This is a genomic window from Alphaproteobacteria bacterium, from assembly GCA_018662925.1.
In the GTDB taxonomy this organism is placed as follows: domain Bacteria; phylum Pseudomonadota; class Alphaproteobacteria; order 16-39-46; family JABJFC01; genus JABJFC01.
This window is the reverse complement of record JABJFC010000058.1, coordinates 1-14,611: the sequence shown is the minus strand read 5'-3', so window position 1 is coordinate 14,611 and position 14,611 is coordinate 1. Positions and strand designations below refer to the sequence as shown.

The 14,611-nt window shown below is 37.2% G+C and carries 4 protein-coding genes and 1 pseudogene; 2 read left to right on the top strand and 3 right to left on the bottom strand.

The features are described 5' to 3' along the window. Positions 1–8: 8 nt before the first annotated feature. The 3 genes and pseudogenes from HOL16_05050 to HOL16_05040 form a co-directional block, all read right to left on the bottom strand. Entirely contained in the window at positions 9–8,003 is a 7,995-nt protein-coding gene (locus HOL16_05050; protein MBT5390059.1) for an amino acid adenylation domain-containing protein, read from the bottom strand. 121 nt (positions 8,004–8,124) lie between these two features. Further along, complete coding sequence (locus HOL16_05045) at positions 8,125–12,498, bottom strand: amino acid adenylation domain-containing protein (GenBank protein ID MBT5390058.1); 4,374 nt, start codon at positions 12,496–12,498, stop codon at positions 8,125–8,127. Between the two features lie 45 nt (positions 12,499–12,543). Beyond that, positions 12,544–12,648: pseudogene (locus tag HOL16_05040) on the bottom strand (IS1595 family transposase). A gap of 586 nt (positions 12,649–13,234) precedes the next feature. On the opposite strand from HOL16_05040, the gene HOL16_05035 reads away from it, so the two are divergent. Together HOL16_05035 and HOL16_05030 are read left to right on the top strand one after the other, a co-directional pair. Next, the gene (locus HOL16_05035; protein MBT5390057.1) at positions 13,235–13,744 is read left to right on the top strand and encodes an IS6 family transposase; all 510 of its coding nucleotides are present in this window, start codon (positions 13,235–13,237) and stop codon (positions 13,742–13,744) included. Between the two features lie 100 nt (positions 13,745–13,844). Beyond that, a partial coding sequence (locus tag HOL16_05030; GenBank protein MBT5390056.1) for an IS256 family transposase occupies positions 13,845–14,611 on the top strand: 767 nt, incomplete at its 3' end.

The following is a 14,611-nucleotide window of genomic DNA, read 5'->3' as shown; positions in this document are numbered from 1 at the left end:
GGGCATTTCTAACCCTTTTTAAGTATTTGTGCTATAGCATTTTTTCTATTTTTGTTGCTTATAGAGTTTGTTTTTTTAAGAACTGTATGTTTACAGCAATGCTCGATGATTTTTTCTACATTATCTAGAAACAATCTCTCCAATTTTTTGATGTCATGTTTTGCATATGTATCTGGATTGTAAGCTATATGAACATGAAATTGGTTCTCTATGCTTACGGCATTGATGATAATCTTATGGCGAAATGCGACTTGATGTGAATTATATAACATTGCAATATCATCACTTTTTGAAAAATGGAATATACGGTGACTGTTTTGGTCTTGCTTTGTCCATTGTCCCAAATAATTAAATAAAATTTGTGATTGAGGTTGAGGGGTTGAAATGCCTAATCTGTAAATACCATACCCTGCTCCATTTAGTGGAATTTTCTCCCTCCGTTTTTTTATTATGAGTAGTTTGTTTTCTAGGCTATCAAATTGGTTTGTTTTTACATCAAAGGGATATAGGCTGGTAAACCAACCTATAGTGTGCGATAGGTCAATTCCTTTTTCGACCTCTTCCCTTCCGTGCCCCTCTAACTCCACAACCATAGAAGTTGCTTTTCCCCACTTGGATAAAGAGCAAGAAAGGGCTGTCAGCAAAAGATCATTAATGCTTGTGTTGTATTTTTTGTGGGATTCTCGAAGTAGTTTTATTGTTGTAGAAGTTGTCAGTTTTTCAGTCACATAACCTGTTTTTAAGTCTTTTTCTGGTTTGCATATAACCATCTTTTCTTCTAAGGATTTCCAGTAATCTTTTTCTTTGATAGTGATATTTTTTTCATAACTTTCTAAAGATTTTTGCCAGTATTGAAATGAATGTGTTTTATTCATAAAATTGTAGGAGTTGTTTTCTGAAATTAGCCTATAAGCACACTCAAAATCTTCAAGGAGAATTTTCCAAGATACAGCATCTATAATAAGGTGATGAGCTATAAGTAGCAGATCACTTTTTCCATTTTTTTTAAGATGGCATAGAACAAACAGCGGGCCATCTATAATATTAATTAGCGCTTTTGCATTTTGTCGTATTTCTGAAATTTTTTCTTCGACTGTCTCTGTGGGGGCACTAGATAAATCGAATTCTTGCAAAAGAATGTTTTGTTTTTTTGTATAGTATTGGGTCCAATGTGGAATCTTTTTGGAACTACAGGTGTAACGTAATGAAAATACCCTGTGCTTCTTTTGAAGTTCTTCTAGGATTTTTTTTATACTTGAAATAGTGAGAGGTTTTTTGCTGCAAAAGACTATGTCCTGGGTATACGTATGCAGCATATTTGATTTTTCTTCAAAAAAACGTTTTTGAATGGGGGTTACTGGGAAGGGAATTTCTTCTCTGTCTATAAAGTTCACTTGTTCAGAGGCACCTAGCTTCCCTCCCTTTGCAAGTTGGGAAATTGTTGGGCTTTGAAACAGCTCTCTCACAGTGATTGAGAGTCCGATTTGTTTTGCCTTTGAAGAGATTTGAATACTGCTAATAGAATCACCTCCAAGGGCGAAGAAATTATCGTGAACTCCAATTTTTTCAAGCCCCAGAACTTCTTGCCAAATAAGGCAGAGTTTTTTTTCTGTTCCATTGCAAGGAGAGGCATAAGCGCTTTCTGAAGAGGGTGTGGATGTGTTTGGGATAGAGAGGGCTTTTCTATTGATCTTGCCATTAGAGGTAAGTGGAAAATTTTCTAAAAAGACAAAGATAGAGGGGATCATATAACTAGGCAAAGAATTTTTTAAATCTGACGAAAAAACATCTTTCAGCTGATCAATCTTTGATCCAGATAAAATAGAGGAAGAAGAACTTGGAAACTCTAGGTTTTTCAAAGCCTCTGCGGTTAATTCAATATAGGCGACCAGCTTATTGTTTTTTGCTGTTTTATCCACTAACACAACAGAATTTTGCACTAAATGGGAGCTAGAAATCTTATGCTCAATTTCCCTAAGTTCAACTCGATATCCTCGAATTTTCACTTGATGATCTACTCTGTTGCAAAAAACAATATTGCCATCAGGGTTATATTTTCCTAGATCTCCTGTTTTATAGAGGCGAAGATTTTGTAATTGCTTTGCATTTTCTTTGGTTGCAAAAGGGTTGGCAATAAATTTTTCTGCTGTAAGGGCAGGTTGATTAATATATCCTCGAGCTAGACCATCTCCTGCAATATAGATTTCTCCAATGATTCCCATAGGGGTGGGGTGTAGGGCTTCATCTAAAACATAGATATTACTATTACTAATGGGGGTGCCTATTGGAAGAGGTGAGGAGAGGGGGGATGTGCACAGAAAAAGCGTAGAGGCAATTGTATTTTCTGTTGGGCCATATCCATTAAATATTTTAGATTTTCCAGACCATTTTTCCAGAGCACTTCTGTTTGGAACGTCACCAAAGACAACGGCAGTTTTAATCTGATTAGAAAAATCTAGAGGGATTGAGCTGAGGAGTGAGGCAGGTATGGGCAGGTAAGAAATTTGTTCTTTCTTCAAACTATCAAGAAGTTCATCGGCGACGAGGTTCTGAGAGTTTTGAGGTATTACAAGAGTTCCTCCGCTTGATAAGGCAGCAAAGAGCTCCCAGATAGATGCGTCGAATAGCAATGATGAAACCCAAATAGATCTTGTGTTTTTTGTAACATCTAAAATCTTTAGTTTGTCTGAGCATAAAAGGGAGGAAAGATTCTTATATGTTAGTCCAACACCTTTAGGCTGCCCTGTGCTACCAGATGTATAGATAGTATATGCAAGTGCTTTGTGATGGGAATTTATTTCTGACTTTAAATTGCATTCGGGGGCGTTGGAAAGGTCTATAGATTGCAGATCTATATGTTTTCCTGCGGAAGTGGAAATTTTTTTCGAGGAAAAATTTTGAGTTATTAGGTGGTGAGCACCGCTATCTTTAATCATAAAATTAAGACGCTTTTCAGGAAGAGAAAAATCCAAAGGAAGGTAGGTGCCTCCAGTTTTTAAAATAGAGAGGATAGTGGTAACGAGATCTATATCCCTTTCTAGGGAAACTGCCACACAAACTTCGGGTCCAATTCCTTGCTTTCTTAGATGAGATGCTAATCGATTGGCACGCTGATTTAGTTCATAATATGTAATATGTTGTTTTTTGCAAATAAGAGCAATACGGTGGGGAAGACTCCTTGCCTGTTGTTCAAAAAGTTCATGGGGGAGTAGAAAATTCTTCTCCACAAGAGGAACATAATGGTTCCACTTGGTTAGTAACGTTTCTTTCTCTTGCTTAGGACAACTAGAAATTTTTTGAAGAAGAGAAGATGGATGAAGCTGGATCAGATTTTTTAGTGTTTCCCGAAAAAGCTCGGCAATACGTTCTATTTCTTTTTGTGTGAAAAGAGGAGATTTATAACTGAGCTCAAGACAGGGGGTTTTCCCCGGGAAAAAGACAAAAGTTAGAGGAAATTCATTTTGTTCATGGCTATCTATGGACTTAACAGAGAGTTCACCCTTTTTAGTTTCACTATGGCTGGATGAAGGGTAATTTTCAAATACGAGAATTGTATCAAAAAGAGGATCACCATTAGGGAGTGCAATTTTTTGAATTTCTGCAAGAGAAACAAATGAATGTTCATTGATAGAGAGGGTTTGTTTTTGCAGGGAGTCAAGATACTCTTTGATGCAGTGATATTTCTTGATTTCTATGGAAAGTGGAAGGGTGTTAATGAGTAGTCCTGGTATGTGGTCTATGTTCTCTAAATCAACAGATCGTCCAGAAATAGTGATTCCGTAAGATAATGTTTTTTTACTTATTAGTTGGGATAGGACAAGTCCGATTGAGGCTTGTATTAGGGTGTTGATTGTATAGTTATTTGATTGAGAGTATCTTTTCACTTCCCTCCAGAAATTTTGAGAAAAAGAAGAACGTAAACGCTTTTGGTGCAGTTCTTTTGAATTTTTTTGAGGGGGAACCAACAGGGATGGTTCCTCTATACAGTGTAAGTTTTTTGTCCAAAAATCCAGCGCTTTATCTTTTCTTTGTTTTTCATGGCACTGTAGGTAGGTTTTATAAGAATATGTTTTTAGAGGGGCCTTTTTGTTTTTGATAAGGGCACAGTATACATGAAAAAAATCATTTAGAATTAATCGGCTGCTCCAGCCATCAAGAATAATGTGATGGTAACTCCACATAAGGTAGAAGGTTTCATTTGGTAAAGTCATTAGGCTTAGCCTGAATAATGGGGGAGCCGAAAGATCAAAAGGAGCTTTTCTATCCTTTTCTAGAAAAGATGTTAGTTTTGACTCTATAGTTTCTTTCGAATATTTAGACCAATCTTCAGACTTACAAGAAAACAAAACTCCATCTAAGGTGTATTGAAGGGGGATGCCCATGTTTTCCCAAACAAAAGCCATTCTCAAGATGTCATGGGCTTGGATCACTTCTTGCCAGGCAATTTGGATAATCTCTAAATTTATTTTACCTTGGAGTTCGATAACAGTTTGGACAATATATTCTCCGCTGATACTTTTATTGTAGAGTTCCCTGAAAAGAAGTCCTGATTGAAGTGGTGTTAGAGCATAATTCTTTTTTCTGAAGGTTGTTGCCTTTTGTGTATGAGTCGTTTCTTTTTGTGTGACATACTGAGAAAGTTCGGCAATATTTTGGTGTTCAAGAACAAGGCGTGGACTGAAATGAAAGTTTTTAGTTTTTGCCTTTGAAGAGATTTGAATGCTGCTGATGGAGTCTCCGCCGGCACTAATAAAATTGTCATAAATGCCTATTGGATGGATATTTAAAATTTCTTGCCAAATTAGGACAAGGTCTTTTTCAATTTTGTTGCGTGGAGGGGCGTAATTTTGATTAATAGAACGGTTTGTATTATTTGGAGCAGGGAGCTCTTTTCGGTTGATTTTTCCACTGGAGGTGAGAGGAAAGTTTTCTAAAAAAACAATATGATGAGGGATCATGTAATCGGGAAGTTTTTCCCTCAAATATTCTCGAAGAGTTTGAGATATTTCGTTTAGGGCAGGGTCTATTAGAAGAGTAGAATCAGAAGCATTCAAAGGGGTATTCAATGATTTTAGGATTTTTTTCTCTATAGAAATGTAGGCGACAAGCTCTTTGCTTTCTTTACGGGCAATGACAACTGCATCACATACTAAGGGAGATGACAAAAGATTATATTCAATTTCTTCAAGCTCAACCCTGTATCCTCTAATTTTAATTTGTTGATCTGCCCTGCCACAGAAGTCGATATTACCGTTTTCTAGATATTTTCCTAGGTCCCCTGTTTTATAGAGGCGGAGGTTTTGAGAAGTACAGATATCCTCTTGGGTAGCAAAAGGGTTCGCAATGAATTTATCTGCCGTAAGATCCGGTTGATTGATATACCCTCGTGCGAGTCCATCTCCTGTAATATATATTTCACCAATAGAGCTAATGGGAATTTGCTCTAGATTTTTATTTAAAATATAAATTTTCGTATTGCTGATAGGGCGCCCTATAGGGACAGAGCACTGTGATTGATTGGGAGGATGTGTAGTCCAGTGACTTACATCAATAGAGGCTTCTGTTGGGCCATATAAGTTGTGGAGTTTTGCAGTGCTTTGTTGGTGAAATATTTCTACGTTTTTTGTGGACAGGGATTCTCCACTACAAATGACATGGCGTAGAGAGGTGCACTTTTGTAAGAGGGAGTCCCTTTGAAATATAGATAAAAGGGAAGGAACAAAATGGCACAATGTCACATGATTTTTCTTCATTAGTGCACAGAGTTTTTCTGGATCTTTTTCTGCTTGGGGAGGTGCTAGAATTAGCTTTGATCCACATATTAGTGGGAGCAGGAGTTCCCATAGAGAAACATCAAAAGAAATTGGTGTCTTGTGTAGGATGATAGTTGCTTGATCTATAGTGTATTGCTTTTTCATCCACAGCAGTCTGTTTTCTATTCCCGTATGAGTGTTGCCTGCGGCTTTAGGCGTACCAGTTGAGCCAGAGGTATGAATAATGTAAGCGAGGGCAGATAGATTCTTTTCTATGGGATGAAAAAGGGAAAATGCATCATTCCCACTCCAATTTACTTTATCAAGAAAAATGGTTTTTTCTGTAAGTCTTGGAAATTGAGAATTTGTGAGTAAAAATTTGCAATTTAGTTGGGATATCGCCCTTTTAATTCTTTCCAAAGGTGTGCTTGATTCAAAGGGCATATAAACACTTCCAGCTTTAAAAATAGCAAGAAGAGAAATAACAAGCTCAACGCTACGATCCATGAGAACCCCAACAAAAGATTCAGATTCCACTCCTTGTTCTTTTAGAGAGTAGGCAAGAGCATCAGCTTGTTGGTTTAGGTAGTGGTATGAGAGATGTTTGTCTTTGAAAACGATAGCAATACGATCAGGGTGTTTTCGAGCTTGTTTTTCAAAATATTGATGTAGTAAAAGAGGGGAATTATGATTTATTTGAGTATTATTCCATAAGGCGTTGGGATAGATTGCTTCCTTTGTTGGTAAAGGAGCATCTTCCTTGGATTGTTTTTGATCTAGATTGACGAGAGCTGTTTCTATCTCTTTCAAAAAAACATGGAATTTTTTCCAATTAAAGTGCGGGTGCAGGCTCTTATTTGAGCACATTAAAGTGATGTGGTTTTTTTTAAAATTGGCAATAAGAAGGCCATGCTTTTTTATAGAGACTGTTTCTTCCTTGGCGATATTTAAAATCATTGAGTGAGAAACAGGAGGAGATAAATTAGGATATCGAGTTAGTAAATCTGAAATAAATGTCCCACTTCCTTTCAGAGTGTTTAAAGCTTCACTAATATCCTGGTAGCCCTTTTTTAGGCACATAGGCGGATTTTTTGGGAGGTTAAGAGGTAATAATTCTGAAAAAAGGCCCTTAAAATTTGGAGCAGTATCTTTTCTATAATAGGGAAATCCAAAGGTTAAGGGAGAATCGTACAGTTTCCAAATAAACAGAGCAAAGAGTTTAAAATGCAAGTCTTCAGCTTCTGTTTCTTTTAGCAGAGCTAGCAAGCTTCTTGATATGTCTGGATCAATTTTCCAGCAATCTTCTGTCAAGGTCTCTTTGTTTTTTTCTTGATTGGATACATTTGTAGAAGAAATTTGTTTTGCTGTAGAAAGTTCATTAATCCAAAATCCTTCATTTTTAGATTCTTCTTCATAAAATGAATGCAATTCACTCAAATCGTCTTTTGTGACAATTCTTAGCTTCTTCCCCAAAGATAAGTTATTTGTAGCAAGGAGATTTTCTAAGTTCAGTTGCCTATTGTCTAAGGTTTTGAAGTTGGAGAGCTTAAGGTCTCCATCGGAAGTACTTACCTGTAGGGAATTTTCTTCAACTAGAGTAATTCTCCCTGGAGCAACTTTTGTTTCAAGAATGGAGCTAACAGGAATTGCAGAACAACTAAAAAAATGACTGCCTATCATTACTTTCAATGAGCAAAATGTATTTTGATAATCACAGTATAAAAAAGATTTGGCTTGTTGCCAAAGTTCATGGCTAGAAAGCTGAAAATTTATAATTCCGCAAGTTGCAGGTTTTTTATGTCGCCCGTAATAGGTTCTCTTGTTTAGATCTTGCTTTAGGGAATGCAGCTGGTTTCTACTGATTTTCTGCAATAATACATCGAAAGTTTCCGCTGCAAGCTTATAACATTTAAGGTGCAGAGTTTGAGCGGTGTCATTTTTTTCAATAGGAATTGTTTCTTGTACAAGAATATCGCCTGCATCTATTTTAGAGTTAACAAAATGCCACGTTACTCCATGCTCTTTTTCTCCATTAAAAATAGCCCATGCGGCTGAGTTGATTCCGGCATATTTGGGTAAGGGAGCATCATGAAAATTAATAGTCCTTTCTGCAAGCTTCAGAGTGTCATTGGTTAGCAATGAGTTGTTTACAATGCTTAAAATATAATTAAAGGACTTCTCTTTGTACTGTTGTTGCAGTTCTGGAAGATTTGATAATATGGGAATTTCGGTTGCTTTAGCCCATTTCACAACAGTTTTTCTTTGTGAAACGACAGCAGATATTTTATGTCCACTGTGTAAGATTTTTTTTGCACAAACAAGTCCTAGAGATGTTTCGCAAATGAGACAAAAAGTGAGGGGGGATTCTTTTTTAGGCAATTTTTTTCTCTTGAATTAGAAGTGGGTTTCCTTCTGCTGTTTTTTCTAGAGCAGAAAAAAGTTCATCGGAAAATTTGAGAATCAGAGGCTCTGAAAAGACAGAAGGATCATATTTAAAAGCAAAAGAGAATGCATCATTGATATTTAAAATGTTAACAGAAAGCCCTACAAGATTTTCATACTGATCATATTGAGTATTTTTTATTCTCTCTGGTGCAGAAGAAATAAAAAGAGAGCACTCTTCCATAGTTTTGTCTCCAGAGCTATCCCACTTTCCCAGATAGTTGAAAGCAACTCTGGGGCGTGTATTCTGTAGTGTGAGAAATGAAGAGAGTTTAAGTAATTGGTAATGGGCTCCTCTAAAAGGGATTTGTTGTATTTTTTTTTCTAAAGTTTTTGCGTTTTTCCAAAAATTCACTCCTTTCGTTAATTCAACATTAAAAGGAAAGTAAGTTGAGAATTGCCCAATGGCATCGGCTAATTGATCCGAGAAAATAGTATCGTATCTACCATGGCTCTCTATTTCAACGGTCTCATCTCCAAATTCATTGCGTAAGGTATAGGCAAAAGCGGTCATTAGGGCCGACCGTGTTTCAAGCGAATTCTTTTGTATTTTGTTTAATAGCATAGTTGTATATTTGGGATTGAAGTCTCTTTTAAACCCCAGAACAGTAGAGCTTTTTTGCCTGGAAAGAAGGGGTATTATTTTTTTTTCTTCAACTTTTTTCCAATAATCTAACTCTTCCTCATTCACAATACTTTGCTTGTGTTGCTGCAAATACAAACCCCATTTCTTAAAGGAAAAATTGGATTTAGTAGTGTTTGTTTTCTTTTGGAGGAGAAGACGGATAGTATTCTTTTTAAACTCTTCGAGCAAAATCTTAAAAGAAATACTGTCTGCCACCAAAGAATGCACTGCAAATAGTATGCGAATTTCGGTTCCAATTTTTATATAATTTAGCGCAATCAGTTTCCCCTCTTCTAAATCTAAAGAGTTGAAAATACTTTGTGCATGTTTCTCAAGTGTTTCTTTTCTATCTATATCGTTATTGTGGGGTAAATGTGTTTCTCTATAAATCAGGCGCGATTTTATTGGATGAGAAAAAGATAGCTCTAACCTTCTCTGCGTGTTTTTTAAAACAGTTGAGTGTAGAGCATCATATTTTTCAATTAGAGCTTGTGCGGCTTTCTGTATAGCTTCGGGTAGTTTGTCATGGTCTGTTGCCTGCAAGAGAGCATGTTGGCAGTAAACATTCTTATTGCTGCGCATGGGATAACACATAAGCTGCTGAGAGGGTGTTAGGGGGACGGTAGAAGCATCCTTTATCTCTACAGATTCTCGCTCTAAAGGAGAGTTTTTTTCATGCTGTATGTTTTGAGCAATAGCATGAATCGTTGGTTTTGAAAAAACGGTTTGAAAATCAATAAAAAGACCATACTCTTTTGCTTTTCTGATCATGAGCATGCAGAGTATAGAGTCTCCCCCTAGACGAAAAAAATTATCTTCAATGCCTATTTTGTCTAGATTAAGGACTGTTTTCCAAACACTGACAAGATTTTCTTCTATTTGATTCTGTGGTTCAACATATTCATCTTTGAGTATTCTTGAATGGTAGTGTGGCTCTGGAAGTTTTTTTGTTTCAACTTTTCCACTAGAGTTTAAGGGAAAAGAGTTTAGGAAAATAAAGTTAGAAGGGATCATGTATTCCGGGAGAAATTTCTTGCATTCATCATATATTTCTATTTTAGCAAGATCCTGGGCTTTCTCTTCACCGAAGGATTTTTCAGGTTTATCTGAACGGGAATCTATTCCTAGAAAATTCACTTTCTTAGGGAGGCTATTATTTTTAATAAAGGAAATGTCACATGTTCCTTTTTCGTCAGAGTTCAAGCAACTTGCTTCAAAAATATACCCATAATGAACAGCTTTTTTTTCAAGAGAGTATAAGTCTATGTAGTTTATTTTCGAACAGGAGCTAAATTCATGGGGATCAAAGAAGTTTTTCATGTTTTTTCTTCCATTTAGTTTTGAAAGAAAGGTATTCTCATGCCTTAGTTTTGCATTGGGAAAGCCCTTAATAAGAAAACTTTCTCCTGCTTTGAGTTTTGAATCAATTGCGGTTAAGGTCCATGTTTTTTCCATCCATTGGTGCAATGTAAGAGAGTGATACGAAAAAGCTTTTTTTGATAGAGCAACATCATATCGAAATTTTGTAATCTCATTTGTGTCTTCGGAAATTTTAGGGGAAATTTCAATGTGCTGAAACACATCTCTCTCTTGAAAATATTTCTTGAAAAATGAGGGGGGTAATAGGAGCTGTTTTTCTTTATGGATAGAGTCATTAATTTGTTTGAGAATCTCTTGATAAGGCGTATGGGTTTCTGCTCTTTGCATTGCAATAGAGCAGTAATAGTGTCGTATAAGTTGTCTATTGCGAATATCGCCAGCAATTATGACTCCTTCCTCTGAAAGAAGAGGTTCTAGTGCTAGCATGACATCGGATAAATAGGATTCACTTGGAAAATGATGTATAACGGAATTAATCACAATAACATCATACGATTTTTTTAGGCCTGTTATACAGCGGGCTTCCTGGTTCAATAAATAGATGTTTGATAAGCCCTTTTCTTTTGCCTTCTGCTGTATGAAGTCTAATCCAGCTTTAGCAATATCTGTTCCAGTGTACTCTTTGCAGAATGGAGCCAGTTTAAACAATAGTAATCCAGTTCCACAGCCAACTTCTAAAATTCTTTTGGGTTTATATGATAAGATACGGTCTACAATGTTATTTGTAGCATTCTCAACCTCCAAAGGATTGAAAGCTTTTCCTTCATAGCTATCTCTCCAGCCTGTAGTATTGAACGTCTCTCCTAGAGAAGTCTCTTCTGTCTTGTAGACACTATTGTATATTTCTTGCCATCTGTTTACCTCAATTTCTTCATGCTTTTTTTTGTTGATGCAAAGGGAGTCATTTTTCAAGATAATATAAGCACAGAGTTTTTGCCTGTTTTTTTGTTTTTTTAAAGGGCGCACAAGAACATTGTTCACAGTAGAAACTTTTCGAATTGTATGCTCTATTTCACGAAGATCAATTCTGTACCCTCTGAATTTCACCTCAGAGTCTTTTCTACCCAAGAAGCTGATTTGCCCGTTTGGTAAGATTTTTCCCACATCTCCTGTTTTATAAAAATGACCTTTCATTTTAAATGTTTCTAGGGTCGTAAATTTTTCTTTTGTTTCTTTGGGTCTCTTAAGGTAGCCTGCTGATACTCCCTGTCCTCCAATATAAATCTCTCCTGCTTCTCCTTTTTTTGTTTCTTTTCCTTCAGGCGTTAATATTAAAATCTGAGTATTTTGAAGAGGTGTGCCTATAGAAGGCTTTGATCCAGGTGCTGTGCAACTTGCTGTCGCATAAATTGTACACTCCGTTGGGCCATAAAAATTCCAAACTCTTTTGAAGTGGGAGTGAAGTGATTGGTTTAACTCTTGTGTTAGCTCTTCTCCTGTGGAAATTGAAGTAATTTGAGGATGCTTTTCTAGACCAGAATCAATCAAAATATGCCATATGGAAGGTGTTGTTTGCATAACAGTTGTTTTGGTCGAGTTCAAAAATTTTGAGAGACTTTTTCCATTCAGAAAGGATTCTTTAGGCGGGATTGCTATGCTAGCTCCATTTAGCAGTGGAAGGAAGATTTCCACATTAGTAATATCAAACCAAGGTTTTGAAAAAAACAGCATGGTGCTTGATCTAGTAAATGGCAGTTCCTCTTTTACAGAGTGAAGTAAGCTAAGAAAATTATTATATGTCACTTGAACACCTTTAGGTGTGCCAGTTGAGCCGGAGGTGTATGAAATATATGCTACCTTATTATCCGGTTTTCTTTTCTCTAACTTGAGAGGAGTTCTTCTTTCATTTTTTAAGATTTGATCTACAGTGATGCTGGGGGTGATTCCCAAAAATTTGTCTAGGTTTTTCGACTCTGCAAACAAAAGGATAGGGGTTACTTCTTTCACAATAAACTCAATTCGTTTTTTAGGAAAGCAAGGGTCTATAGGAAGATAAGTGGCCCTCAAATGGTGAAGTGCTAGCTGTAGTTTTATAAGGTTGAGAGAAGGTGTTAGGGTTGAAATAACAGTGTTTCCAGTAGTAACTCCGATTTTTTGTAGTGCATGACTCAATTGCAAAACGTCATTGAGTAAGTCTCCATATGTTATGCTGGATTGTTTGTTAATAACGGCACACTTTTTGGGATCATCTAGCGCAATCTGTTCAAAATATTGAAAAACAGGAGAGGGAAGAAGAGATTTTTTTTTGCGGCAGGCTACGTTATCCTGTTGCATCATTTCATATTCTTTTTTCTTCATAACAGCCTGTGGAGACACTTAACTAAAAGAAAGGTCTGGTGAACTTTAGAGAGGATTTTTCCTCAAAATTCTTACCATGATAGCATACAGATTATTTTTTCTATCATTAAATCTAAACTCACATTCCTTCAGATGCAAGATAAAAGTTTCATCAGGACTTTCCCCCTTTTTTTTAAAAAGAGAAGGCAGGGGCGGAGATTTGTTAAATTTGAGACTTGTACTAGTCCAGACAGATGTGAGACAGAGAAGACAGCAGTAAGAGGGGGATATCCCCCTCTTACTGCTTGTCAAAAATAAAGAAGGCCTCCAGAGTATATTTGTTCTAAAAAACAAAGGAGACCTACTATGCAGATAAAAAGTTTGCACAAAAACATTTATAAACTATCCCACTATGCCTGTAATCAAGAAAATCTGGAGAGACAGAGAACCCAAGATCCGCGATAGGAAATCAAAAAAGCTCTGAGTGCGAGGAAATAGCTGGAAAAGAAGAGGAAAAGGGTTACACTCATTAGGTGCAAACGTAACCCCTTCTTAAGAAATACAATTATGAAGCTAGCATCATTTTCCCTAAAATCAAGCAAAGAAACGTTAACGTCTAATTCTGGACTTATTTTGTTTGGAGAGTTTTGCCAAAAGATAGGGCTATCAAAGGAAGTAAGATACTATCTGGTTCTGTCGCGTCTGTTGAATAGTTTGGGTAAAACGAATATTCTCTCCGCAAACAGTGGAGGTAAAAATGTTTCAAATTTCGTCAAAACTGCTGCCCCATTTCAAGGGATTTTGCTCGTCGCCTGAAGCCATCATGACGTTTGTTTACATGAAATGCCGATTCTCCCTGAGCTATCGTGATTTAGAAGAAATGATGACCATACGTGGTGCAACCATTGACCACTCAACGTTACAAAGATGGGTCAAGAAATTTGTCCCTCTTCTCGAAAAACGCGTTCGCAAGCGTAAAAGGTCTGCAAACGGTAGTTGGCGGATGGATGAGACTTATCTCAAGCTTAATGGAAAATGGATTTATCTTTATAGGGCCGTTGATAAATATGGGGATACCATTGATTTTCTCCTGCGAGCAAGAAGAGATGAAAAAGCATCCAGGGCTTTTTTCAAGAAGTCCATTAATAACAATGGGCTTCCTACAAAGGTCAATATAGACAAGAGTGGAAGCAATACGGCAGCATTGAATAGCATCAACAAAGGACTGAGCGAGGGGCAGCAGATAGAAATTCGCCAAAACAAATAGAGTTAATCGCGAAAGTTGGTGACGGACAAAAAAAGAGATGTGGCGTATCGTGTTGGTGAATCCACAATCATCAACGTCCAAAAGAAAGGAATGATACGCCATGAAGAAAAGTACCGTAATAAATCTAAAACAGCCAGGAGAATTTGAAGATCAGCTAACAGAAGTTCTACGCAAAGGAGCACAAGGGCTGGTACTACAAGCAATTGAAGCAGAGTTTGCGTCATTTATAGACGGTCATGCACACGAGCGGCTGAAGAATGGTAGAAAGAGAGTCGTACGTCACGGGCATTTGCCAGAGAGGAAAGTTATTACAGGGATAGGATCCATTCCTGTAAGGGTTCCTCGCTCAAGAGATCGTAACGGGCAAAGAGTGGATGATTCTATCCGTTTTGCCTCTCAGTTGCTTCCCCCATATGTTCGGCGCAGTAAGAGTGTAGAAGCTGCGCTTCCATATCTGTATTTGAAAGGTATATCGTCAGGTGACTTTTCTGAAGTGATGCCAGTTTTGCTCGGCAAGGATGCAGTAGGTTTTTCTGCAGATACAGTTCTTCGATTACGTCAGCACTGGAAAGAGGAATTAAAGCATTGGAGCAAGCGGCGATTGGATAGCCGGAACTATGCGTACATCTGGGCAGACGGCGTTTACCTCCAGGCTCGTATGGAAGATGACAAGACGTGTATGTTGGTTATCATAGGAGCGACACCTGAGGGTAAGAAGGAATTGGTAGGTTTTATTGATGGCTATCGAGAAAGCACGCAAAGTTGGAGTGAGCTTTTGTTAGACCTTAAAGCCCGAGGGCTTTCTGTTCCACCCAAATTGGCCATAGGGGATGGAGCTATGGGTTTTTGGAGTGCTTTAGAAAAAGT

Bases quoted from the DNA above. Each gene is read 5' to 3' on its own strand.
- HOL16_05045 (MBT5390058.1), bottom strand. From the start codon at position 12,498: ATGAAGAAAAAAGAATATGAAATGATGCAACAGGATAACGTAGCCTGC.
- HOL16_05035 (MBT5390057.1), top strand. From the start codon at position 13,235: ATGTTTCAAATTTCGTCAAAACTGCTGCCCCATTTCAAGGGATTTTGC.